General features: G+C 58.3%; 19 protein-coding genes. 6 read left to right on the top strand and 13 right to left on the bottom strand.

Annotated elements, in window-relative coordinates; translation table 11 throughout:
* Positions 1-100 precede the first annotated feature (100 nt).
* From QOX26_RS05070 to QOX26_RS05030, 9 genes are all read right to left on the bottom strand, one after another.
* Positions 101-1,012: a hypothetical protein gene (locus QOX26_RS05070; protein ID WP_283673830.1), complete on the bottom strand. Its 912-nt coding sequence runs from the start codon at positions 1,010-1,012 to the stop codon at positions 101-103.
* An 88-nt stretch (positions 1,013-1,100) separates the two neighbouring features.
* Entirely contained in the window at positions 1,101-2,921 is a 1,821-nt protein-coding gene (locus tag QOX26_RS05065) for a hypothetical protein (RefSeq protein WP_283673828.1), read from the bottom strand.
* Entirely contained in the window at positions 2,921-3,289 is a 369-nt protein-coding gene (locus QOX26_RS05060; RefSeq protein WP_283673827.1) for a hypothetical protein, read from the bottom strand. Before QOX26_RS05060 ends, QOX26_RS05065 begins: the two co-directional genes overlap by 1 nt.
* Positions 3,290-3,345: 56 nt before the next feature.
* Positions 3,346-4,368, bottom strand: a complete 1,023-nt coding sequence (locus tag QOX26_RS05055) for a chitobiase/beta-hexosaminidase C-terminal domain-containing protein (protein ID WP_283673826.1) — start codon at positions 4,366-4,368, stop codon at positions 3,346-3,348.
* A 34-nt stretch (positions 4,369-4,402) separates the two neighbouring features.
* Positions 4,403-4,867, bottom strand: coding sequence for a hypothetical protein (locus QOX26_RS05050; RefSeq protein WP_283673825.1), 465 nt, complete (start codon positions 4,865-4,867; stop codon positions 4,403-4,405).
* Positions 4,854-6,398, bottom strand: coding sequence for a portal protein (locus QOX26_RS05045; protein WP_283673824.1), 1,545 nt, complete (start codon positions 6,396-6,398; stop codon positions 4,854-4,856). Before QOX26_RS05045 ends, QOX26_RS05050 begins: the two co-directional genes overlap by 14 nt.
* Positions 6,388-6,579, bottom strand: a complete 192-nt coding sequence (locus QOX26_RS05040) for a hypothetical protein (RefSeq protein WP_283673823.1) — start codon at positions 6,577-6,579, stop codon at positions 6,388-6,390. Before QOX26_RS05040 ends, QOX26_RS05045 begins: the two co-directional genes overlap by 11 nt.
* A 17-nt stretch (positions 6,580-6,596) precedes the next feature.
* Positions 6,597-7,880: a phage terminase large subunit gene (locus QOX26_RS05035; RefSeq protein ID WP_283673822.1), complete on the bottom strand. Its 1,284-nt coding sequence runs from the start codon at positions 7,878-7,880 to the stop codon at positions 6,597-6,599.
* A gap of 11 nt (positions 7,881-7,891) precedes the next feature.
* On the bottom strand, positions 7,892-8,104 hold the full coding sequence (locus QOX26_RS05030; protein WP_283673821.1) for a hypothetical protein: 213 nt from the start codon (positions 8,102-8,104) through the stop codon (positions 7,892-7,894).
* Positions 8,105-8,285: 181 nt separating this feature from the next.
* Here QOX26_RS05030 and QOX26_RS05025 point away from each other — a divergent pair, with 181 nt between their 5' ends.
* The 6 genes from QOX26_RS05025 (at position 8,286) to ppdK (ending at position 18,013) form a co-directional block, all read left to right on the top strand.
* Positions 8,286-9,101, top strand: a complete 816-nt coding sequence (locus QOX26_RS05025; protein WP_283673820.1) for a Cof-type HAD-IIB family hydrolase — start codon at positions 8,286-8,288, stop codon at positions 9,099-9,101.
* A gap of 138 nt (positions 9,102-9,239) precedes the next feature.
* Positions 9,240-10,073: an undecaprenyl-diphosphate phosphatase gene (locus tag QOX26_RS05020; RefSeq protein WP_283673818.1), complete on the top strand. Its 834-nt coding sequence runs from the start codon at positions 9,240-9,242 to the stop codon at positions 10,071-10,073.
* 15 nt (positions 10,074-10,088) lie between these two features.
* The gene (locus QOX26_RS05015; RefSeq protein ID WP_283673817.1) at positions 10,089-12,563 is read left to right on the top strand and encodes a DNA translocase FtsK; all 2,475 of its coding nucleotides are present in this window, start codon (positions 10,089-10,091) and stop codon (positions 12,561-12,563) included.
* A 58-nt stretch (positions 12,564-12,621) separates the two neighbouring features.
* Entirely contained in the window at positions 12,622-13,125 is a 504-nt protein-coding gene (locus QOX26_RS05010; RefSeq protein ID WP_283673816.1) for a flavin reductase family protein, read from the top strand.
* Between the two features lie 260 nt (positions 13,126-13,385).
* Positions 13,386-15,002: a trypsin-like peptidase domain-containing protein gene (locus QOX26_RS05005; protein WP_283673815.1), complete on the top strand. Its 1,617-nt coding sequence runs from the start codon at positions 13,386-13,388 to the stop codon at positions 15,000-15,002.
* A gap of 380 nt (positions 15,003-15,382) precedes the next feature.
* Positions 15,383-18,013: a pyruvate, phosphate dikinase gene (gene ppdK / locus QOX26_RS05000; RefSeq protein WP_283673814.1), complete on the top strand. Its 2,631-nt coding sequence runs from the start codon at positions 15,383-15,385 to the stop codon at positions 18,011-18,013.
* A gap of 60 nt (positions 18,014-18,073) precedes the next feature.
* Here the strand turns inward: ppdK and glgX are convergent, their stop codons facing one another.
* The 4 genes from glgX to QOX26_RS04980 all read right to left on the bottom strand — a co-directional run bounded on the left by glgX (position 18,074) and on the right by QOX26_RS04980 (position 23,993).
* A complete protein-coding gene (gene glgX / locus QOX26_RS04995) occupies positions 18,074-20,149 on the bottom strand; it encodes a glycogen debranching protein GlgX (protein WP_283673813.1) in 2,076 nt (691 codons plus the stop codon).
* Positions 20,150-20,213: 64 nt separating this feature from the next.
* Positions 20,214-20,666 (bottom strand): YjbQ family protein, encoded by a 453-nt coding sequence (locus QOX26_RS04990; RefSeq protein ID WP_283673812.1) that lies wholly within the window; start codon positions 20,664-20,666, stop codon positions 20,214-20,216.
* A 16-nt stretch (positions 20,667-20,682) separates the two neighbouring features.
* A complete protein-coding gene (gene rfbA / locus QOX26_RS04985) occupies positions 20,683-21,540 on the bottom strand; it encodes a glucose-1-phosphate thymidylyltransferase RfbA (RefSeq protein WP_283673811.1) in 858 nt (285 codons plus the stop codon).
* Positions 21,541-21,830: 290 nt separating this feature from the next.
* A complete protein-coding gene (locus QOX26_RS04980; protein ID WP_283673809.1) occupies positions 21,831-23,993 on the bottom strand; it encodes a two-component system response regulator in 2,163 nt (720 codons plus the stop codon).
* Positions 23,994-24,016: the final 23 nt, after the last annotated feature.

Raw genomic sequence — 24,016 nt, 5'->3', positions numbered from 1 at the left:
TTCTGCACGAATGCGGACGATGCGGCTGCGGATGGGTAATTTACTCATTTTTGTATCATGCAAGCGAAAGGGGACGGTATGCCCGTCCCCCTTCGCTTGATTAATAGCCGTAGCCTGCCTTCCAGCGCTGGAGGGAGAGCGTGGCGTTTTTGTAGCGCACGTCAGCGGTCGGCGTGCCGGATGGTACGCCGAGGATGTCCGCGTCGCCCTGAACGACGTAGCCGTAGGTCTTCCAGCGGTTGACAGCCTGCTCGTAGGCCGCCTGCGTTTGCGCGGTGGTTTGATCGGTCTGATACTGCCGATAGGCAAGCGTGGGCGTGCCGTTTAAAAAGCCGGACAGACCGGCGACCGACAGGCTGTAATCGCGGTCGGCGTTATACTGCTGCAGCGCGGCCTGCGCCTGCTGAAGCGCCGCGTCAGACGATGCGGCATAGTAGCTGCCGGACAGGGAATCCAGTTGGTCGTCCGCGCTTTGCTGCGCGGCGGCGCGTGCGGAAAGACGAGCTGTGCCAAGGGTGTTCAGGTCGCTGCGGTACTGGTTATCGACTGCGATGCGGCTGGTTTCGGCCGCACCCGAGGTTGCATCGGAATAGCGGCTGCCCATATTGAGTCCCAGCGCGGCCATCTTCTCCTCGTTTCCAATGACGGATTTGCGGGCGTTGATGTCGGTTTGCGTCATGCCGGCGGTGTAGTCGTTGTCAATCGAGGACAGGTTGCTTTTCAGCTGCCGTGCAATGCGGCGGCGCGCAGCCTCAAATTGGGAGAGGCGAGACTGCTCCGCCGCATCGTACAGGGCGCTGACCGTCAGCCCGCCGGATTTGGTGCTCGATGCGGAATAGGGGCGGTAGCCGCTCGTCCAGGTGGAGACGGCGTCGTTGCCCGCAACCTTGCCTGCGAGGCCTTCCGCGTCAATCTTATTTTGACGCTCGACGAGCAACTGCTGTCGTTTTCCTTCGTCGGATTCGTTTGCGATGGCTTCTGAGTAGTCAAAATCTTTTTGATAAGTTGCCATAGAAATCCTCCTTTCATTTTTGGTGGCTTTGTATAAACAGAGCACAATATGCCATAAGTCTACAAGAAAACAGGCATATCGCCTGCTGCTAGTGAATGATTTTTCCCGTTGTCCAGAGGATGGTCAGCGCGAGCAGGCCAAACGGCTCGTCCGGACGGTCGTTGCCGATGCGCACGGCAAACTGCGGCACCCTGTGCTGCCGCCAGCGGGTGCGGTAGCTGATTGCGCCCGGCATGCAGCGGAAGGAAAGGCGCGAAAAATCTAGCGTTTCGAAGGAAAACAAATCCATGTTCCGCGAAAGTGCGAGCAGCACGCCGTTTTCGTTCTCGTACCGCACGGTAGCGCCCGAGCGGGAATAGGGCATGAGCGTCGGAATGACATCGCGGATGGACTTGAACCGCGCCCACTGCCCGAGCGGCAGGGTGGGCGTACGCCAGTAAGCGTCGATTGCCTTTCCGTCGTCGAGGTAAGCGTGCTGGTCGTCCGCAAGGCAAAAACGGCACAGCCGTCCGTCCTGCGTGCCGAACCACAGTCGGCCGTCGAGCACGGCAAGGCACTGTGCGGGCACATTGTCCCAGTAAAACCACGCGGGTGCACCGTCGGCTTCGCTCAGACTGCCGTCCGCGATGTAGACATGACCGCCCACCGCGAGATAGTATTTGCCCTCGTGCACGACGGCGCAGGCGTTTTGGAGATCGGGCTCGGCAGACAGGCGGGGACTGACGGCCTCGGAGACGTTGCGCAGCGTGCGCTGTTCGGCAACAGCCGTGCCGTATGCGCCCATCACGCCCCGCGCCGAGAGAAAGAGCGGCAAATCATTCAGTGTCGCGAAGCTGCGGCGGGCTATCGCGCCCTCGCCCTGTGCGCCCTGTCCGAGCGGATAGAGCGCCGTGCCGTCGTCAGCCATCAGATAGGTGCGCAGAAAGCTAGTCGCCTCCTGTGCACCGCCTGCTTTGACAATCATCTGGCTTTCGTACTGCTTGAGGTAACCCATAATCGCAGACGCATCCGTGCCCATTTGGGTGTAGCCGGTGTCGGGGAAATAGGTGGGATCGTACAGCCCGCTCTGCCAGTCGCAGGCAGGCTCGTCCGGATTGCCCGAGAGAAAGACGCGCGTGTCGTTTTTGCCGCCGTACAAACCGGCAAAGCGGCATTTGTTGATGCGCGCGAGATGTCCCTCGACGGTTTTGGAAAAGGTGATGGCAACATTGGCAAGGCCGTTGCCGTTTGCGGGCGCGGCGGACAGCGTGACCATGCCGGTCGCGCGGTTGACCGAGGAGACAGTCGCGGCCGTGCCGTTCACGGTCGCGGTCACTGGCTGGTCGTCAAGCTCCTTGGCGTCCACCTGAAACTGCGTGGCCGAGCCGTTGCCGATAAAGGTGTTGATGCGCTTGGGCGTGAGCAGGTTAACGGCTTCGTAGCTGGTGCCGCCGCCGGTTGGGGCAGCGGAGATGGTCGTGGTCGGCACGAACGCGGTTTCGTTGACGGGAACGGCTTCCCACGCGGTGTCGTCTTCGTTGCGGCGCACCACGCGGTAGGTCAGCCCGTCGAGCAGGTAGAGTGCGCCCTTCATGGTGAAGGACTGCGAAAAATCCTGCTGCATACCGATGCAGAGCTCGGTCGTTGTGCCGTCCCACAGGCGGCATTGCAGCGCTTCACCCGCGTGGACGACCGTGCCGGTGCCGTCGGGCAGGGCGAACAGGCCGAAAATCGGTCCGCTAAAGGTCGCCTGCGTCTGATAGCCGGTGCGCTTGACCAGAAACTCGTTCTGCTCGCAAATGAGGTTCTTGAGATCGGGCGAGCGGGACAGCGACACCTTGGTCGGATGGGTGCGGAAATCCGCGCCGCCGAAGCTGCGCACGACGGTCTGCTGCACGGCTTCGGTCTGCGGAAACTGGTAGGGCTTCATTAAATCATCTCCTGCACCGCCGTCATGCACGCCGGACAGTGCGCGAGCAGGCGAGAGGAAAATTCACTGCCCGCCCAGTTGAATTTGTCCTTGTCATCCTCTGCGACGAGCAGCGCGGCCAGACCGTAGGGAAAACACTCGGCAACGAGTGCATCGTCCGCCGGGATGTGCTCGGTGAGTCCGGTCATGCGCGGCGGGACGGCAAAGGGCGGCTGTCCGTCCATCTCGCGCAGCGCGTTGATTTCGCGCAGGCAGTTGGCCAGCAGCTGGTTTAGGGCAGGCACGGCAAAGGTTTCATAATAAGCGCCGCTGTCGCGGGTTTCGCTCAGCAGGGCGAGGGCGGCGGCGTAGCATTCGGTTCCGGTCATGGAATACCTCCTTTAAAAGGTGCGCGGCCGGCAACGCGGCCGCGCGGCAGCGTGAATCAGGCGACGACAGAGGGGTATTTGCCCGTCTGCACCGCGTAGGCGCGGATGGACTTACCGGTTTCGGGCGTGAGCGTGCCGGAAACGTATTCCTTGGCGGAATCCGAGTAGCGCGGGTCGGTGCCGTCGAGCGTGTAGCGGATGGTGCCGCTGCCCGTAATCTGGCTGTTCGAGATGGTCGGGGCGGTCGAGACGGCGCCAGTGGCGACCAGCGCGTATACGCCGCCGCACTTCGCGCCGAGCACGTAGGCGTCATAGTAGTGACGGCCTTCGATCAGCGCACCGGACACACCGACCGGATCCTCGTGCACCTTGGCGTCCGCGATTTTGTACGGCATGAGCACCGCATCCTTGTGCGCCACCAGAAAATACACGTTGGAGGGCAGATAGCTCTTGGGCACGCGCACGACGTTCATGCCGAACACCTCGCCGCACACGCCCTTGGCGATGGACTGGCGGGCGAGCACGTCCACGCCGGAAAACTCGTCCGAGGTGCAGACCAGCTTGTACATTTCACTCGTCAGATAGAGATAGCGGTTGTCATCGGGCACAAGCGCGTCGTCCAGTGCCTGTGATGCGTCCGCGATTTTGGAGATGATGTTGGCCTTGGTCGGCTTTTCGCTGGCGCACAGCGTGCCTGCCATCGTGACAAAGCGTGAAAAGGCGTATTTATCGGCGGTCGGGGTGGATTTTTCGTTGAGCTGTAAGCGCAGCATGTCGGCTGCGTTCTTGACGAGGTTCTGGTCGAGGTTGTTGCCCTTGTCAATGGTCAGCGTGAACGCCTTGTCCTGCGTCATGGTCAGCTCCTGCACCACGTCCTGCATTTCGCTCACATCACCGTAGCGGGCAAGGCCGCCGTCGCGGTCGTAATCGACCTCCTCGACGGTGATGGGTGTGTACACCTTGAGCGTCTTGACGCCCGTCAGGTCGAAGGTCGTCGCGGTTTTGCCCTTGATAAAGGACGAGCGGGTGAATACCTCGGCAATCTGGTCAGAGTATTTGCTTGCAAGATTGATAGCCATATGTATAATTCCTCCTAAATATTATAAATTGTAATTACTTCCCGAGCAGGGCCAGGGTGACGGGGTCGATGCCTGCAGGCTCGCCATCGCCGCTTGCCGGCCCGACGGCCTGCTTGCGGTTTTTCGTGTTCTGCTCAAGGGCGGCAAGCTCGTCGCGCAGCTCGAGCAGCTCCCATTTGCGGAACGCCGAGACGAGCGAGCCCTCCTGCTGTGCCCATTCCCAGACCTGTGCGGGGATGTCCTCGGGGCGCACGTCAGGATATTCCTCGACAAAGGATGCGTAAATTTGACCGTTTGGCATACCGTTTGCCGCGCGGTTGCGGCGGATGACGGCGTTCTGCTTGGAAAGTCCCTGCGCGGCGGCTTCGGTCAGCTCATTGAGAGTCAGCTCGCGCGTTTCGCCGTCTACAGTGACCGGATACGTCGGTTCGGCGGGCTGCTCGGGCGGCTGCTGCGCGTTCGGGTCGGCGAAGAGCAGTGCTTCGTTAGGTTGGTTCATGGACGGGTTCCTCCTTTTGTGTGTCGCGCTGTACGCGCAGGGCGTGCAGCAGGTCGTGTTTGCCGCGCACCTGATAGTCAGGCACGTTTTCCAGATAGATGAGCGGGTCGGAGATTACGCCGCTTTCGAGCAGATGATCGTTCGTGACCGTCTGCATGGTTTCAGACCAGTAGCTTGCCGCACCCACGTCGACCTGTAAGCGCAGATCAAGTCCGGCGAGCGTGCCGAAGTCAAAGGCCTGCATCTCGGGTTCCTCACCCGCTTCGTTCGGCACGGCGAGACGGCGCACGCCGTAATGTGCGCCCATCAAGTCGAGGAAGATGCGCGCCCAGTCCTCGGTGAAGCGGTAAAACTCCATGCGGGTCAGCTCCATCGGCGCGGCAGTCGCATTCTGCACCGCCACAATCGCCGAGGTGTTTTCCGCCTTAACCGTGCCGAGCGCGGCTTCGGACGCACCCATCAGCTCCATCGTGTCCTTCATCATCTGGTTCAGCAGACCGAGTACCTGCGTCGAGATTTCCGGCGCACGGAACGCGGTCGCGATGGCCTCGTTCGGATTGCCGCGCATGCCGACGGCCTTGCCCACGTCGTTCGACCAACCGCCGGGGAAGCGTGTCATGTCGTATACGATTTTGGGGAACGCGACCTGCTTGATGCACTGCACGTACATCGAATACAGCTTGTTAATCGCGATCTGGTTGGGGATGGCTTCGGTAATGGGGCTTTCGCCGTGGCACGAGTTGCGCACGCGGTTCCAGGACAGATAGGTGACCGGGTACAGGCGGTAGGGCAGCGTTTTTTCGCGCATGACGGCCGCAGTGCGGGTGGTTTTGCAGAAGGCCACGCCGCCTTCAACCTTGCGCATGTGCAGCAGCACGGTCACGCGGCGGTCGTCCTCCTCGTAAACGGTCATGCGCTCGGCTTCTGCGTCGGGCACGATGGCGTTCACCTCGTCGCGCGGCAGACCGTTTGCGCGGGCCTCGCGCCGCACCTCGTCCACGTCACGGCGCATCGCAATGATGATGTAAGGCTGCTTCTGCACCTCGTCGGACGCGGTGTTGCCAAAATAAATGTTGGTGGAGTCGATCAGTTCGACCGCCAAATCGCCCTTGACCGCCTGTCCGGTCTCCAGACTCGGGTCAAAGTGGATGTAAAAGCAGCTGTCGCCGTCCACGCAGGCGTTTTTCAGCAGGCTGCGGCCGAGGGTTTTCACGCCCGACCGCTCGATTGCCGAAGCAAAGGCGCGGTCGAGCACGCGGGCGGTCTTTTGGCTTTCCGCGTCCGTGTCGAAGGGTTTGGCGTGCACTGCAACGTCGTCCGACACCAGCATGGATACGAACAGGTTGACGCAGCGGCGCAGCACATTGAAAATCAGCGGATCGAGGGACTGCACGCGTAATCCCTCCCACTGGCGGCCGAGGTAGAAGGCTTCGTTCTTGCGCACGCGATCATACAAACCAATCGAGCGCTTGTAGTCCTGTCCGCGCTCGTACTTGCGCCAGAGCGCGGCGGGTGACGGGTCAAATTTCATCGGTCTCCTCCTCTCCGCCGTAGGTGAGCATGGCGCGGATGTCGCGCGTCAGCTGATCGTCGTCAGCGGCGGCAGCTTCCGCCGTGGACTCGCGCCTGCGCGGCAGCCGCAGCCCGCCTGAGACAACCGCACCCGTCACAACGAGCGCGACTGCACAAAGGCAGTATAAAATGATGGTCAATGGTCTTTCCTCCTTGTTCAGTAGCCGAGAAACGCGCCGATTTCGCCGTCGTACACGGTCGGACGCGCTTCGGCGGGCGGCTCGCGCACGGTTGCCGCATAGCCGCGCAGCGCATCGGGCGCGTGGGTCAGCTCATGCGGGGAGCCGGACACGTCCGAGGGATTGCGCTTGTCGTGCTGCAGTGCGGGCAGTGTGCGAATCAGGTTGCGGCAGGTGTCGAAAATGGTGAGCTTTGGGCACAGAATGCCCTGCTCGTCCGCGCGGGGCGCGAGCAGCTCATGCAGCGCGAGCCAGCCGGAAACGCGGTTGTTGTCGCTCTTTTCAAAGGCAAGTCCGCTCTCCGCAAACAGCTCGACTGCGCTTTTTCCTGTTTCCTGTCGCCGATTCCACAGGTCGGGCGGGGCGAGACGGGCATAAATCACCTCGTTTTCGGCCTCCTGCGCGAGAATCTGCACCGCGGCTTCCGAGATAATCAGATTTGGCCGATACAGCTCGCGGTAAACCACGCTGTGTCCGCCGGGCGACTGCGCAATCCAGAGCGCGGCAAGCATGTCCAGACCGTAGTCAATGGTCAGATACCGCCGCCAGTTCCGCGGGATGGCGTGTGGCGGCACCACGTGCAGCGGCACGGAGAATTCGCCGAAATACCGCCCCTCGTCCAGCTCCCAAACGCCGTCGAGCAGGGCACGGCGGTCGTTCGGGGACAGCAGGCGCAGCCGCTTCTCATAATCGCGGTCGGCGCGGCGCAGAAACGGATTGTCGGACAGCTTGGCGGGCAGAAAGAGCCGTGCGCCGCCATCGAATTCGGTCGGGGTGTCGGGCGGCATCGGGTCGATGTACCGCGCTTTCACCCAGGCATGTCCCACGCCGCCGGGGTTTGTTGTGCTTTTGACCTGCTTGGGGTAGCCGTTTGCCCCGCGCACGCGGGAGATGAGATAGGTGAACTGGCTTTCGGTGAAGTGTGTCAGCTCGTCAAAGCGCAATACGTCATATTCGGCGCTTTGATAGCGGGTCACATCGCTCTCCGCATCGCAGTAGCCAAATTCGAGCACCGAACCGTTCTTAAACTCCCAGCGGTGGTCGCTCACCTTATAGCTTGCAACCGCCTGCGGATAAAGCCTGAGCGACGCGGGGACGAGCGAGCGTTCCAGCTCGGGCATCGTCCGGCGCAGCATCAGCTGGCGCGAACCCGGATAGCGCAGCGCGAACAGCAGTGCATCGACCAATTGTCCGTGGCTCTTGCCGCCGCCTGCCGCGCCGCCGAACAGCGTTTCAAACGCCTCCGACTGTGCAAAGGCCATTTGCCGGTCGGTCAGTCGCAGTCGGAGTCCACAACCTCGATCTCGACGCGAAACGGCTGCTCGCTCGCGCTCTCGTCCGGAATCAGCAGCGTTCCTTTGCCGACCGTGCGGTCGAGAATCTCCTTGATCGCGGACAGCCTGCTCGCCGCAGGGGCCTCCGCATCCTCGGCGATGTCGTAGAGCATCCGCACGAGTGCGTCCGCGTCGGCTTCTGTATGTCGCAAGATGGCATCTCCTCCTTTCGGGTGGTGGATTTGCTTACCCAGCCCGTGAGGCATAGAATAGCCGCAGGTCCGAAATTTGTCAATGAAAATGAGAACAAATGTTCGATAACTTTTTCTTGCAATTTTTGGCTGGGTAGGGTATGCTAATAACAGAAGGAAAAACACAAAAAAGGAGTTAATGATGAGAGAAATCGATCTAATCGCCCTCGATTTGGACGGAACGGCCCTCTCGCCGGGCAATGTTGTATCGGATGAAACACGCAGAGCCGTCGCGCGGGCACGGGCAGCCGGCTTGCATGTCGTCGTCGCGACCGGGCGCATCTGCGGGGAAGCGCGGGAGTTTGCACTGCAAATGGGGGCGGACGACCTGATGGTCACCTCGGGCGGGGCGACGCTGTCCTCGGCGAAATACGGCAACTGCACCATGCGCATTTCGATGCCGTGGGAGCCTGCCGTGCGCGCGGCAGCGGTGGTTGAGCGCGTCGGCATGACCGCCATGGTCTATGCGGGGGAAACGCTGCTCATCACGCCCTATGACGATCTGGAATTCGGCAAATACAAGTCGAACGAAGGCTATCTTGCGGTCAAGCAGGTTGTGCCCTCGGTGGCCGAGCATATCGCAAACGAGCACCTGTCAATCGACAAGATTTTCGTGCGCAGCCGGGACAATTTCATGCTCCGCAACGCTCGCGAGCAGCTGACGCAGATACCCGGTGTGCGTGTTATGTCGTCAGCGAGCGACAATCTGGAGATTATCTCGCCCATTGCGGACAAGGGCATGGCGCTTGGCATGCTGTGCCGTATGTTGGGCACCGGTCTGTCGCGCGCCGCGGCGATCGGGGACAGCGAGAACGATTTGGAGATGCTCCGCGCGGTCGCCCTGCCGATTGCAATGGGCAACGCGACGGACGCGGTCAAGGCCGCCTGCCGCCGCACGACCAAAACCAACGCCGAGGAGGGCGTGGCTGCCGCGATTGAGCGCATTCTGGCCGAATAAGCAGAAAAAAGGCTTCCCATCTGGACGGGAAGCCTTTTTTCGCCTCTTTTCCGCCCGAAAAACAGGTGGTATCCGCAGGCAGATTATGCTATAATATTACCATATGTTAAAATGTTCCCAATCGAGAGGAGAGTCATTATGAGCTTGCTGCTTGCAATCGTGCTCGGCCTTGTGCAGGGCCTGACCGAGTTTCTCCCCGTGTCGTCCTCCGGCCATCTGGTGCTCGCGCAGACGCTGTTCGGCGGCGCGGCCAATGTTGAGGCCGATTATATGCTGTTCGATGTGCTGCTGCACTTCGGCACGCTGTTGAGCGTGGTCGTTGCGTTCTGGAAGGACATTCGGGAGCTGTTCGTCGAGTTCTTCGGCTGGGTGCGGGACGGCTTCAAGATAAACGGCCATCCCTACCGCCGCTTCATCGTGATGCTGCTGATTACCATCGTGCCGATGTTTGCGGTGCTGCCGTTCAAATCCAAGCTGGAAAGCGCGTTTTCCAGTCCGCTGCTCGTCGGTCTGCTGCTGCTCGTGACCGCGGTGCTGCTGCTGCTTTCCGAAAAAGCGCCCAAAAAGCACAAAACCGAGAAGGACGCCACCTGGTTGGACGCGCTGCTCGTCGGCGTGGCGCAGTGCTTTGCGGTTCTGCCCGGACTGTCGCGCTCGGGCACTACCATCTGCGCCGGTCTGTTCCGCGGCTTCTCGCGGGAGTTTGCGGTGCGGTTCGCCTTCATCATGTCGCTGCCCGTTGTGCTGGGCGCGAACATACTGGAGCTGGCGGACGCGATTCAGTCGCCGCCCGCGCAGGCCGTTCCGTTTTACATCTATTTTGTCGGCATTCTGGTCGCTACGGTGGCCGGGCTGATCGCAATCCGTCTGGTCAAGTACGTGTCCAAGAGCGGCAATTTCCGTCCGTTCGCGGTCTACTGTGCGCTGATTGGCGTGATTACCCTTGTTGTTTCGCTCATTCAAATGGTATAAGAGAGGTTTCAATCTGTGGCTGCTAGAAAATCCCCAACAAAAAAAACCGCGCCCCGTAAGAATGGTACGGCGGCAAAACGTGTCGAGCCTGTGCATGAGCCGATCATGTCACGCGTGGCATGGGCGGTCGTTTACGCCTTAATCGGTCTGCTGTGCCTGCTTGCCCTGCTGCCGATTGACGGTTTCGTGCTCAAGGCTCTGCGTCAGTGTATCGGCGCGCTCATCGGCACAGGCGTGTATGTGCTGCCCTTCGCCCTGTTTGCGCTGGCCGGTCTGCTGTTTGTGCGTGAGAAAGGCCCGGTGCGCCTGCGCGGTACGGCGGTTGCGCTGCTGCCGTTGATTATCGGCGCAATCGTACATGCGTTTACGAGCGCCAACGACTATGATTTCTCGATGGCAACGCTCGGCTCGCTGGTTTCAACCGGCATGGATGCAAAATCAGGCGGGCTGCTGTCCGGCGGGCTGTATCTTGTGCTCGAATGGGCACTCTCCTCAATCGGAGCGCTGCTGATTCTGCTGGTGCTCTTGGTCGCGGCCTCGCTGCTTGCGCTGCGCATCACGCCTGCCGCCCTGTTCGAAATGTTCAAGGCGCCCGAATACGACTATCAAGACGAGGACGAGCGCGAAAAGTATGAAGCGCCCGTCAAGCTCCCCAATGTACATGAGGTTGCGGCCGCCCGTGCACAAAAGCGTGCGGAGCGCAAGGTTAATATTGACATCCCGCTGGATGATACACCGTCGGCAGCCGAACCACCTCAGAAAAAGCCCATCCCGCCCGACGAATATCTGCGCACAATCAACAATCAGCCGGGCGCGGGTGAGTCGGGCAGCATCATGGATTTGGTGCGCCCCAAACCGGAGGAGGACGATGAGCCGCCCTTCCCGATGGACAAGCCTGCCGAAAAGGCGGCCAAGCCCGAAAAAATATCCGAGGACGAGCAAAGCGCCCTCAACGCCGCGATGGACGAAAGCCAGAAGGCGCCCGTGCCGGTGTATGATTATCCGCCGCTCGACCTGCTGACGGTCGGCAAGCACACGCCCGTCGCCAACGCCGAGCACGAGCTGCAGGAAAGCTCGGCCTGCCTGATTGACACCCTGCAGTCCTTCGGCGTAGATGCGCAGATTATCGGCATCGTGCGCGGCCCGTCGGTCACGCGGTTTGAGCTGACCATCCCGCGCGGCGTGAAAATCTCGCGCATCACGGCGCTTGCGGATGATATTGCGCTGTCGCTCGGCGCGGTTTCGGTGCGTATCGCGCCCATTCCGGACAAGGTCGCGGTCGGTATTGAGGTGCCCAACAAGTCCGTCAACACCGTGTTCATCCGCGAATGCATCTCGTCCGCCGCATTTGGCAGCGCCAAGAGCCGTCTGTCCTTTGCCGTCGGCAAGGATATCACGGGCAAGCCTGTCATCGGTGACATCGCCAAGATGCCCCATATGCTGATTGCCGGTACGACCGGTTCAGGTAAATCGGTCTGCATCAACTCAATGCTGATTTCATTGCTGTATAAATCCACGCCCGAAGAAGTTCGCTTGATTATGGTCGACCCGAAAATGGTCGAGCTGGGCAACTATAATGGCATTCCACACCTGCTCATCCCGGTCGTGACCGATCCTAAGAAGGCGGCGGGCGCGCTCAACTGGGCGGTGGGCGAAATGGAGCGCCGCTATAAGCTGTTTGCGGACAATTACGTGCGCAACCTCGTCGGCTACAACGATTTGATGCGTGCCAAGCGTGCCGAAGCCGAGAAGGAAGAGGGCGGCGTGCCCGATCAGTATAATGTGCTGCCGCAGATTGTTATCGTCATCGACGAGCTGGCCGACCTGATGATGGTTGCCGCGAAGGAGGTCGAAACCTCCATCTGCCGTATCGCCCAGAAGGCGCGTGCCGCAGGCATGCACCTCATCGTTGCCACGCAGCGCCCCTCGGCGGACGTCATCACCGGCATTATGAAGGCGAACATTCCCTCGCGCATCGCCTTTGCGGTGGCAAGCCAGATTGAATCGCGTATTATTCTTGACACCACCGGCGCGGAAAAGCTGATTGGCAAGGGCGATATGCTCTATGCGCCGCTTGGCGAGGGCAAGCCCACCCGTGTGCAGGGCTGCTTCATTTCGTCGGACGAAATTGAGGCCGTTATCACGCGAATCAAGGAGACAAGCACCGCTGAATACAATGAAGAGATCCTCGAACACATCGAGCGCGTGGCCGAAGCCTCTGAAAAGGGCGGCGGCGGAGCAGGCGGCGATGCTGCGGGCGATGAGGATGAGATGATTGAGGAAGCGATTGACGTCATTATGGACTGCCGACAGGCATCCACCTCGATGCTCCAGCGCCGCTTGAAGCTCGGCTATTCCCGTGCGGCGCGCATCATCGACCAGATTGAGGAGCGCGGCATTATCGGCCCGAATGAAGGGTCAAAACCGCGGCAGATTCTGATTTCACGCGAGGACTGGCAGGCAATGAAGCTGCGCCGACACGATATTTAGTGGAAGGCGAGGGAACGTTGTTCGCCGTTATTTATGATTTTATTGGGAGGAATTTATTATGGCACTGACCAAAATCAACATCGCAGAGCAGTCGTTTAACCCCTTTGAGCTGATGGGGAAGGACTGGATGCTCATTTCCGCGGGCAACGTCAACAAATGGAACACCATGACCGCAAGCTGGGGCGGCGTTGGCGTCATCTGGGGCAAGCCTTCGGTAACAGCCTATATTCGTCACAGTCGTTATACAAAGGAGTTTGTTGATAACTCAGAGTATTTTACATTAACGTTTTTACAGGACGGACACCGTGACGCGCTCAATAAAATGGGCACCCAGTCGGGCCGTGCCATCGATAAAATGCACGAAAGCGGCCTGACCCCGATTTTTGTGGATGGTCAGCCGGCCTTTGCGGAGGCGAAGCTGGTGCTCGTATGCAAAAAACGCTGCAAGAGCGAAATTGCGCCCGAGGATATCCTGCAGGAGGCAACCATCGACAAGTGGTATGGCGACCGTGACTTCCACACGATGTACATTGGGGAAATCATTGCGGCATATCAAGGCTAAAAAGTCACAATTTGATCACACACTATACAAACGCATCAGGTAGAATAGAAAAAACAGAGTTTAGGCAACACCGCACAATTCGCTGCTAGCGCCTTAAGCGCACGCTTGCTTGCATCTTTTCCGTCATATGCGCCAAAAATGCTCGCAAATACACAAAGTATTTGCCGCGCTTTTTGACACATCTGGCAAAAAATCTGACTGCGCAATCCCGCACTTAGAATTGTGCGGTGTTGCCTTTACCCTTTGGGGAGGATCACATTTTGAAAAAGAGATTGCTGTCCCTGCTGCTGTCGCTTTCGCTGCTCGCGGCATCGGTGCCGCCCGCGTTTGCGGCTGAGGGATACAACAACTTCACCACCATCGCAACCTATGCGCAGGGGCAGTTTACCGATGTTGCTGCTGACGCATGGTATGCGGAAAACGTCAAAACCGCGTATGAGCTCGGCCTGATTAATGGCAGCAGCGCGAATGCCTTTACCCCCTCGGGCAGCCTGACGGTCGGCGAGGCCATCAAGCTGTCCGCCGTGCTGCACCGCATTTACACGAGCGGCAGTGCGGCGTTTGAGGCATCAACGCCGTGGTATCAGACCTATGTCAGCTATGCGCTGCAAAACGGCCTCATCACGGCAGGCTATGCCAATTATGATGCCGCAGTCACCCGTGCGCAGTTTGCCGTTATCCTTGCTGCCGCACTGCCGGACGAAGCGCTGCCCGTCATTAACGATGTAGAGGACGGCGCGATTCCGGATGTCTCGACCGCCAGCCTGTATGCCGCGTCGGTTTATCAGCTGTACCGTGCAGGCGTGCTGACCGGGTCGGATACTGCGGGCAGCTTCCGTCCGTCTGCGTCCATTCAGCGCGCAGAGGTTGCCGCTATTGTCACGCGTATGGCGGATCAATCGCTGCGCCGCAGTGTGTCTCTGCTTCGCACCGCATCTGTCGAGCTGACCAGTGAGCAGCTCTTTGCCCAGTGTTCGCCCGCCGTGTTTTACATCGTGGTGTATGACAAGGCAGGCTCGGCCATCGCGTCGGGCAGCGGCGTGTTTTTGTCGGAAAGCGGCGAGGCCGTGACCAACTATCACGTGATTGAGGGCGCAAGCTCAGCCAAAATCCGCACGAGCGAGGGCAAGGTGTACGATGTTTCCGGCGTATATGCCTATGACGCGGATTTGGACTTGGCGCGGATTCAGGTCAAGGGCAGCGGCTTTCACAGTCTGCCGCTCGGCGACAGCCAGAACCTGACGACCGGCGCGGCCGTGTATGCCATCGGCAGTCCGCAGGGGCTTGAGAACACGCTGTCCAACGGCATTATTTCCAGCGCGCACCGTACCATTGAGGGCATGGACTATATCCAGACCACGGCCGCCATTTCGCATGGCTCTTCGGGCGGCGCACTGCTCAATACCAAGGGCGAGCTGATCGGCATCACTTCTGCGTATATTGAAGGCGGTCAGAATCTGAACCTTGCCATTCCGGTGCGCTATCTGGAGGAGCTGAAAACAAGCAGTCTGGTGACGTTGTCCGCAATTGTAGCGGAATCGAACAAGGTCACCACAACGGCCGCTACCTATGCCGGATTTTATCCTGCGCCAGATTTCGGTGCGTACGCGGGGGTATCTGCCTATCAGACCGACACCGCCAAGGGCGTGACCACCTACGCCTATCGCGCGTCCGATATCAAGGGAACCGCGAATACGGTCATTTCCGGCTATCTGAACCTGCTGACGCAGAATGGATTCGTCTTTGCGGGCAGTCAGGAGCAGACCGGTTACAGCAGCCTGACCTATTATCAGCAGAGCTATACCCTCATGCTGACCATCGGCGCGGGCAAGGCCGGGGTGGATGAGTATGTCCTAATCAGCCTGAGCAATACCTAAAACTTGAAAGGAGACCGCCAAAAGAGTGCGGCCTCCTGTTTTTTTGCGAAGTTTTGCAGGAAATCCTGCGTGAAGAAAGAGTGGATGCAGACATAACGAGCATTTTCGTTTCATTTCACAAAATCAGGTAAAATATTGCGAAAAATGCGATAAATATAAATTAATATTGTTACGCAATCGTTTGCAAAACGCAATTAAAAAAGTAAAAAAAGAGTGATTGGGAATAAAAGAATAATTTTCCGTCAAATTAAACAATATAGATATTGGAAATCGGTATATTCCCACAATGGAACATAGAATAGGCAGCGTGTTATAATAGCGTTGTTAAATGAAGTGAGTTCAAGAAGAGGCAAAGAAATGAAATGGAGGAAACGACCCAAATGAAGAAGTATGTTTACATGTTCCCGGAAGGCAATGGATCGATGCGTGAACTGCTCGGCGGTAAGGGCGCAAACCTGGCGGAAATGACCGGCCTTGGTATGCCGGTACCTCAGGGTTTTACCATTACTACCGAAGCCTGCACCCGTTACTATGAAGACGGGAAGACGATCTATCCTGACATCCAGGAACAGATTATGGAATATCTCGACAAGCTGGAAAAGGCCACCGGCAAAACCCTCGGTGATCCCGCACAGCCGCTTCTGGTTTCCGTCCGCTCGGGTGCGCGTGCGTCCATGCCCGGCATGATGGACACCATTTTGAACCTCGGCATGAATGATGAAATCTGTCAGGCGGTCGCCGCGCTGACGAATAATCCCCGCTTTGCCCGCGACTCCTACCGCCGCTTCATCCAGATGTTCTCGGATGTCGTGATGGAGCTGCCCAAGTCCTCGTTTGAGCAGTTTATTGATCAGGTAAAGGACAAGAAGGGTGTCAAACTCGATAATGAGCTCGATGCGGACGATATGTCCGAACTGATCGTGCTGTTTAAGGATCATTATAAGAAATCCCTCGGCTCGGACTTCCCGCAGGATCCCAAGGTACAGCTGATGGAGTCCGTCCGTGCGGTATTCCGCTCGTGGGATAACCCGCGTGCCAATACTTACCGCCGCATGAACGACATTCCGCATTCCTGGGGCACCGCTGTCAACGTCCAGTCGATGGTATTCGGCAACATGGGCGAGACTTCGGGCACCGGCGTTGCTTTCACCCGCAACCCTGCTACCGGCGAAAAGAAGCTGTACGGCGAGTTCCTGATGAATGCACAGGGCGAGGACGTGGTTGCCGGCATCCGCACGCCGCAGCCGATTTCCGCACTGGCGGACACCATGCCTGAGGTTTATCAGCAGTTTGTGGACATTTCCTCCCGTTTGGAGCAGCACTACGGCGATATGCAGGACATGGAGTTTACGATTGAAAACGCCAAGCTCTACATGCTGCAGACCCGTAACGGTAAGCGCACCGCGCAGGCCGCTTTGAAGGTCGCGGTTGACCTTGTGGATGAGGGCGTTTGCACCAAGGAGCAGGCCATCATGAAGGTCGAGCCCAAGCAGCTCGACGCGCTGCTGCATCCGACGTTCGTGCCTGCCGCACTCGAGGCTGCAAAGCCGATTACCACCGGACTGCCGGCATCCCCCGGCGCTGCCTGCGGCGCAGTCTACTTCACGGCGGAGGAAGCCGCTGCCGCGCATAAGAAGGGCGAAAAGGTTGTTCTGGTGCGTCAGGAGACCTCGCCTGAGGACATTGACGGCATGGCCGTTTCCGAGGGCATCATGACCGCCCGCGGCGGCATGACCTCGCACGCGGCGGTTGTCGCGCGCGGCATGGGCACCTGCTGTGTTGCCGGCGTTGGCGGCATTAAGGTATCTGAGAGCGCCAAGACCCTGACCTTTGCCGACGGCACCGTCGCGCATGAGGGCGATTTCATTTCGCTCGACGGCTCGACCGGCAACGTATACCTCGGCTGCATCGAGACACATGAAGCCGAGCTGACGGGTGACTTCGGCCGCTTCATGGGCTGGGCGGATGAAATCCGCACCCTGCACGTCCGCACCAACGGCGATACCCCGCGCGACGCAACGCAGGCACGCAAGTTCGGCGCGGAAGGCATTGGTCTGTGCCGTACCGAGCATATGTTCTTCGAGCCGGAGCGCATCAAGGCGGTGCGTGAGATGATTGTGTCCGACACGGTCGAGCAGCGCAAGGCGGCACTGGCTAAGATTCTGCCGATGCAGCGCGGCGACTTTGAAGGCATCTACCGCGCGATGGGCGGCCTGCCGGTTACCATCCGCTTGCTCGATCCCCCGCTGCACGAGTTCCTGCCGCACGAGGATGACGAGATTCAGGAGCTTGCTGCTGAAATGGGCATTTCCTTTGAAAAGCTCAAGGGCAAGGTCGAGGATTTGCACGAATTTAACCCGATGCTCGGCACCCGCGGCTGTCGTCTGGATGTACTGTATCCCGAAATTGCCGAGATGCAGACCGAGGCAATCATTTCTGCCGCACTCAACGTCTCCAAGGACGGCCTGAACATCGTTCCCGAAATCATGATTCCGCTGGTATCTGAAATCAACGAGCTGCGTTATGTCAAGAAGGTCGTCAAGACCAAGGCTGACGAGCTGATTGAAGCATCCGGCCAGAGAATGAAGTATATGATCGGCACCATGATTGAGACCCCGCGTGCAGCCGTCACGGCTGACGAGATCGCGACCGAGGCCGAGTTCTTCTCCTTCGGCACGAATGACCTGACCCAGATGACCTACGGCTTCTCCCGCGACGACGTGGGACGTATCCTCGACTGCTACTTCGAGAAGAAGATTCTCGAGAGCGATCCATTTGCCCGTCTTGACCAGAACGGCGTTGGCAAGCTGGTTAAGTACGCAGTGGAGAACGGCCGCAAGGTTCGCCCGGACATCAAGCTGGGCATCTGCGGCGAGCATGGCGGCGACCTGTCGTCCGTCGAGTTCTGCCACAACGTGGGTCTGAACTATGTTTCCTGCTCGCCCTTCCGCGTTCCGATTGCCCGTCTGGCAGCGGCGCAGGCGCGTGTTAAGGAGCTTGGCAAGGCGTAACTTCCAAAAGTAAGAGCGGTATCCACAACCCTGTGGATACCGCTCTTTTTTATTGGTCTATCAGGCTTCACCAATTAACAGCGCAACCGATCGTGCGCCGACTGTGAACGCCCCTTGCTCGATGGACGTGTCGGGAGCAAACGGCGCATCACAGGCCGTGTGCATCGTCAGATGCCACGAAAATCCGGTCGGCAGCGTGGGCAGCGCCTGCCGGTGCGCCTCCCAGTGCGCATTGACCGCGAGCAGCACAAAATCGTCTGCGGTGTCCTCTGCATTGCGCCCTGTGAACAGAATGCCGATTTGCCGAGTGTCAGGCGTGATGTGGTCGTTCCAGACCTCGCCGCAATGCAGGCTGACATCCGCCCATCCCGCGTGGGCGGGCGCGGTCGACCCGCGCAGCACGGGATGTGCTTTGCGGAACGCAATCATACGGCGCACAAAGTCAAATAAGTCGGCGTTCGTGTCCAAATCCGACCAATTAAGCCACGAAATGAGGTTGTCCTGACAGTAGGCGTTGTTGTTGCCGAACTGCGAGTTGGCGAACTCGTCGCCCGCGAGAAACATCGCTGCACCCCGACTGGACAGCAGCACTGCAAAGGCGTTTTTGCGCAGCCGTGAGCGCAGCGCAAGGATTGCGGAATCGTCGGTCGCACCCTCCGCACCGCAGTTCCAGCTGTTGTTGTCATCCGCGCCGTCCGTGTTGTCCCAGCCGTTCTTTTCGTTGTGCTTTTGGTTGAAGGCATACAAATCGTGCAGCGTAAAGCCGTCGTGGCAGGTTAAAAAGTTGACGGATGCGTTTTTGCGGTCAGGATACAGGTCGGGCGAGCCTAAAATGCGCTGCACCGCCGCCTGTGCAATACCGCCGTCGCCTTTGAGAAAGCGGCGCAAATCATCGCGATAACGGCCGTTCCACTCAGCCCAGCGGTTCCACGATGGAAACGAGCCGACCTGATACAATCCACCCGCGTCCCAGGCCTCGGCAATCAGCTTGACGCCTGACAAAATTGGGTCAAACGCCAGACTTTCGAGCAGCGGCGGGGAGGAGAGCGGGCCGCCGGTTTCGTCACGGCCGAGAATGGTGGCCAAATCGAAGCGGAAACCGTCGACGCGGTACTCGGTCACCCAGTAGCGCAGGCAGTCGAGGATGAACTGCCGCACGGTCGGGTGGTTGCAGTTGAGTGTGTTGCCGCAGCCGGAGAAATTGTAGTATTTGCCGTCCGGCGTGAGCATGTAGTAAACGTTGTTGTCAATGCCGCGGAAGCAAAAGCAGGGGCCGCGTTCGTCGCCCTCGGCGGTGTGGTTGAACACCACGTCCAAAATGACCTCGATACCGTTCTCGTTGAGTGTTTTAATGAGCGTTTTGAGCTCGCGGCCCTCGCGGTTGTATTCGACCTCGGCGGTGTAGGAGGTGTTGGGCGAAAAGAAGCTGACCGTCGAATACCCCCAGTAGTTGTACAGTGTTTCACCGTCGATTTTGCGGGCGTCCGCCAATTCATCAAACTCAAATACCGGCATCAGCTCGACCGCGTTCACACCCAGTTTCTTCAGATAGGGCAGTTTTTCGAGCAGCCCGGCAAACGTGCCCGGATGCGAAACACCTGCGGATTCGTGCTTGGTAAAGCCGCGCACATGTGTTTCATAAATCACCATGTCCTGAAACGGCAGGCGCGGATTGACGAATTCCCCCCAGTCGAAATTGCTGCGGACAACGCGGCTGTGGTAGCCGTGCTCCTCGGTCATCTGCTGTCCCCAGACGCTCTGTCCGGTCACCGCGCGGCCGTAGGGGTCGAGCAGGAATTTGGAGCGGTCGAACAGCAGACCGCGTGCGGGATCGTGCGGGCCGTCCAAACGGTAAGCGTACTCGAACTCCTCAATGTTGAGGCCGAACACAATCATCGAATAAGTGTTGCCGACGCGGAAGCCCTCCGGAAACGGCAGTACGGCAAAGGGCTGCTGCTCGGTGCGGTGAAACAGGCACAGCTCGCAGTGCGTCGCGTAGCACGAGTGGAGGGTGAAGTTGACCCCGCCCGGCACGAGGGATGCACCGTTGGACAGAAACAGGCCGGGGCGCACCGAATAGCCGCCGATTTGGTGGGTGGGCGGCAGCGGTTCGGGCGCGGCATGTGACAGCGGCATAAAAAACCTCCTAACAAAAACGGTCAAAAATTGAAAAAGAGCGCCATAAAGCGCTCTTTTTTGCTTATTCTCCCATAACCTGAAACACGATGTCGCGCACGCGGTTGCGCGTGTCGCACTCGATCAGGGTTAGGTTCTGCCACGGACCGATTGTCAGCTCGCCGTTGACAAACGGCACGGTGATGAACGGTGAGAGCAGTGCCGCCTTGATGTGGCTCGAGCCGTTGTCATCGTGCCATGTATCGTGGTGGTGGTAGTGAATCACGCGGCCGGTTTCGTCCCGATAGGGCGAAAAAACGTCCATCGCGGCCTTGAGGTCGTGGTGCACCATGCCCGGCTCGAACTCGAGCGTGGTCAGTCCTGCGACGCCGCCGGTGGTAAAGCCGGTGATGATGCCGGACTTCATGCCGGTCTCGCGGCAGGCGTTTGAAATGGCGGCGCGAAAATCGTCCGTCACGTCAATCATGCCCATATGCGCCTTGGTTTGATAGGTTTTGGTATCGGTATATACTGCCATGAAGCTGGTTCTCCTTTTATTGACACTGCAAATATTGCCCATACAGCGTTTTGTCCAAATCGCGCGCAAGCATCTCCAGCTGTTCGCGGCTGATGTAGCCGCGGTTGTAAGCGATCTCTTCCAGACACGCGATATAGCGTCCGGTGTCGTCCTGCACGCGCTTGACCTCCAGTCCGGAGGACAGCAGGTTATCTGCCGTGCCCGCGTCGAGCCAAACGAAGTCGCGGTCAAGCTTTACCACGTGCAAATCGCCGCGACGCAGGTATTCGAGGTTGACGTCGGTGATTTCGAGCTCGCCGCGCGCCGAGGGAGTCAGATTGTGCGCAATCTCCATGACCTCATTATCGTAAAAATACAGGCCGGGGATGATGTAGTTGGATTTCGGGAAACGGGGTTTCTCCTCGATGGAGACAGCCGCGCCGTCCTCATCGAACTCGACCACGCCGAACGCGCGGGGGTCGGTCACATAGTAGCCGAAAACGCAGGCACTTTCCTTGCAGGTCAGCGCCTGATTGAGGTAGTGTTCAAAGTCGAGCGAGTAAAAAATATTATCGCCCAGGACCAGGCAAACCTTGTCGCCACCCACGAACTGCTCGCCGATGAGCAGGGCATCCGCAATGCCGCGGGCAACCTCCTGCACGGCGTAGGTGATGTTGACGCCAAAGCGTGCGCCGTTTCCAAGCAAGCGGTAAAACGGACCCTCTTCTCCGGGCGGGATGATAATCATGATGTCGCGGACACCGGCCTGCATGAGCACAGCAAGCGGATAATAGATCATCGGCTTGTCATAAACGGGCAGAAGCGGCTTGCAGACCGGGCGGGTCATGGGGTACAGGCGAGAGCCTTTGCCGGCTGCTAAAATGATACCTTTCATAAAACATCCTCTATCTCGAAAAAAATTAGGGCAAGGCCAAGCCCTTTGTTTATTATAGCATAGCGCATGAAAAAGCACCACATAAAAAAGCAATAAGTGGTAAACGCATGGGCGCAATAAATGCGGGAAGCCGTTTTCGATTTGAGAATTAGGAGAAGTGACCTCGCGCCCGACAAAAACGCAAAAAGAAGGGCGGCAGGCATCAAACGGCGGATTGCAATCAAAAGCTCGGCACAGAATTACATGGGGTTCGATTGATTGGTTGCTGCCTGTCAGTGAATGGGCGCAGCCTACTCTGTGGCGGAACTGTGTTCTGACTTCCATTCCTCCGTCGGCAGCGGTACATCTTTTCGTGTTTCCGCATCAAAGAGCGTGGTAAAGAGCGCCATGAGCAGAACGCCGTTTCCACTGTCCTGAATGTACCGTAGCTGCAGTCTGCATCGCAGCAGACCCCCGGTGCTGTTGTGCATCCAGAACTCCGTCGCCGCGTCACCTCTTTGCCCGGCAGCCGCCCGGAACGCATTGATTATCCGCTCCGTATCTGCCTTAGACAGCGTAGAAATCATCTGCTGATTCAGATCCTGCCGCAGCGCTCCGAACATTACGCGAAACGCTGTGTTCACCCGCATGGGATTGCAGTAGTTGTGGCCGAATTCAAAGACGGCCAGCGGATTCATGATGCTGTCAAACAGTCGGCTGGCCTGTTCCGAGGATGACCATATCAAATCCAGAACCTTATTATCCGGCTTCTGTTTTTCACTGAGGATGGGCGAGTCGATGGCATGCGCTTTGACAGACACTTCATATTCCTCCGCCGGCATGGGTTTGGCAAAATAGAAGCCCTGTACATAGCCGCAGCCCACGCTCTCCAAAAAATCCAACTGCCCCTTGGTTTCCACGCCCTCCACAATAACATCCAGCCCCAACCAGCCCGCCATGCGAATTACCGATGCCAGAATGCGCTCGCTTCGGCTGTCTGAACTGTTGGCCGGTAAAAACCGCATGTCAACCTTCAGTACGTCGATTGGCACGTCTTTCAGCGTGTTCAGCGAGGAGTAGCCGCTACCGAAATCATCCATCATGATGACAAATCCGGCCTTTTTCAGCTTCTCCACCGTCTTCTTCATCTGCTCCGGATTATCCATGTAAGCGCTTTCTGTGAGCTCCAGATTTAAAAGGGAGGGGGAGAGACCGTATTTGCCCACCAACGCCCGCAGAATTTCCACGAGATGGGGGTTATACATATTGACGCGAGAGATGTTGACGGAGACCGGATCGGGGTTCAGCCCCGCATCGCTCCATTTGCGCAGCAGGCGGCAGGTGCGTTCCCACATATAAAAGTCCAGCTTGGCGATGAACCCGTTTTTCTCGAATATGGGGATGAATTGCCCCGGAGAAATCAGACCCCGTGCAGGATGGTTCCAACGAGCCAGTGCCTCTGCGCCGTAAACACATTTCCGGGCAAGGTCGTACTTTGGCTGCAGATAGACCTCGAACTGCTCACTGTCCAGCGCTGCCTGCGCTTCGCTCATGATTTTCTGCTCGATTACGACGGCCTCGCTCATTGTCTGCTGATAATATACCACCGGCGACTGAAAGCCGTTCTTGGTAAGCTTCGCCGCCTCTCCCGCACAGTCGCACATCGCCTCAACGGGGGTGGTACGGTCCGTGATACAGTAGACACCGAAGGACAGCTCCTGATAGTAATTTGCTCGATACGTTGCAAATTGACGCTGCAGTTGAGCGGCCATCGCAGCAATCTGTTCTTTGTTCAGCGGCGCGCAGGCACAGAACACATCCGCTTCCAACCGCCCGAGGGTACACTGGTGGATAGGAGCAAACTGCTCGCGAAGCTGCTCTGCCAAAAATTTCAGCAGCGCGTCGCCCGCACTCGCGCCAAAGAAGCTGTTGACTAGCCGGAAGCGCTTGACATCCACGTGAATCAGCGCATAGACCTGTCCCGAATCTGTTTCGTCCAGCATACGGCGTGTGACTGATAGGAACTGCTTGCGGTTGTAAAGTCCGGTCAGTTCGTCGTGTTCCGCCATATGGCGAATTTGATTGGAAAGGGCATTTTGACTGCGGCCAATCGTATTTTTCAGCCGCAGCTTCAGCAGGTCCGCATCAATAGGTTTGCGGATAAAGTCCCACGCCCCCAGTTTCAGACACTCTTTTTCATCACTTCCGTCCTGCGCCGATGTCGCCACGAGGACGGGGATGTTAGCATAGGCGGGGGTTTGAGAGTAGACTTTCAAAAACTCCAACCCATTCATGACCGGCATCAGCAAATCCAGAAGAATGCCCGAAACCGATGGATACGCTGATGCGAGATAGTCCAGCGCCGCACGTCCGTTTTCGGCCTCCACCACCTCATAGGAGTCGGACAGTATTTTTATGATTACTGCGCGGTTGATCGGATGATCCTCCACCAGTAAAATTTGTTCTCTCTTCATGATGGTACTCCTAAACCGAAACG

The sequence above is a fragment of the Butyricicoccus sp. Marseille-Q5471 genome, assembly GCF_951230135.1.
GTDB lineage: Bacteria > Bacillota > Clostridia > Oscillospirales > Butyricicoccaceae > Agathobaculum.
The sequence above is the reverse complement of the archived record's forward strand: the minus strand, read 5'-3'. Positions and strand labels throughout refer to the sequence as shown.

Bases quoted from the DNA above. Each gene is read 5' to 3' on its own strand.
- QOX26_RS05025 (WP_283673820.1), top strand. From the start codon at position 8,286: ATGAGAGAAATCGATCTAATCGCCCTCGATTTGGACGGAACGGCCCTC.
- QOX26_RS05070 (WP_283673830.1), bottom strand. From the start codon at position 1,012: ATGGCAACTTATCAAAAAGATTTTGACTACTCAGAAGCCATCGCAAAC.
- QOX26_RS05035 (WP_283673822.1), bottom strand. From the start codon at position 7,880: ATGGCCTTTGCACAGTCGGAGGCGTTTGAAACGCTGTTCGGCGGCGCG.
- QOX26_RS05045 (WP_283673824.1), bottom strand. From the start codon at position 6,398: ATGAAATTTGACCCGTCACCCGCCGCGCTCTGGCGCAAGTACGAGCGC.
- QOX26_RS05010 (WP_283673816.1), top strand. From the start codon at position 12,622: ATGGCACTGACCAAAATCAACATCGCAGAGCAGTCGTTTAACCCCTTT.
- QOX26_RS05020 (WP_283673818.1), top strand. From the start codon at position 9,240: ATGAGCTTGCTGCTTGCAATCGTGCTCGGCCTTGTGCAGGGCCTGACC.
- QOX26_RS05065 (WP_283673828.1), bottom strand. From the start codon at position 2,921: ATGAAGCCCTACCAGTTTCCGCAGACCGAAGCCGTGCAGCAGACCGTC.
- glgX (WP_283673813.1), bottom strand. From the start codon at position 20,149: ATGCCGCTGTCACATGCCGCGCCCGAACCGCTGCCGCCCACCCACCAA.
- QOX26_RS05060 (WP_283673827.1), bottom strand. From the start codon at position 3,289: ATGACCGGAACCGAATGCTACGCCGCCGCCCTCGCCCTGCTGAGCGAA.
- QOX26_RS05050 (WP_283673825.1), bottom strand. From the start codon at position 4,867: ATGAACCAACCTAACGAAGCACTGCTCTTCGCCGACCCGAACGCGCAG.
- QOX26_RS04990 (WP_283673812.1), bottom strand. From the start codon at position 20,666: ATGGCAGTATATACCGATACCAAAACCTATCAAACCAAGGCGCATATG.
- QOX26_RS04980 (WP_283673809.1), bottom strand. From the start codon at position 23,993: ATGAAGAGAGAACAAATTTTACTGGTGGAGGATCATCCGATCAACCGC.
- QOX26_RS05055 (WP_283673826.1), bottom strand. From the start codon at position 4,368: ATGGCTATCAATCTTGCAAGCAAATACTCTGACCAGATTGCCGAGGTA.
- rfbA (WP_283673811.1), bottom strand. From the start codon at position 21,540: ATGAAAGGTATCATTTTAGCAGCCGGCAAAGGCTCTCGCCTGTACCCC.
- ppdK (WP_283673814.1), top strand. From the start codon at position 15,383: ATGAAGAAGTATGTTTACATGTTCCCGGAAGGCAATGGATCGATGCGT.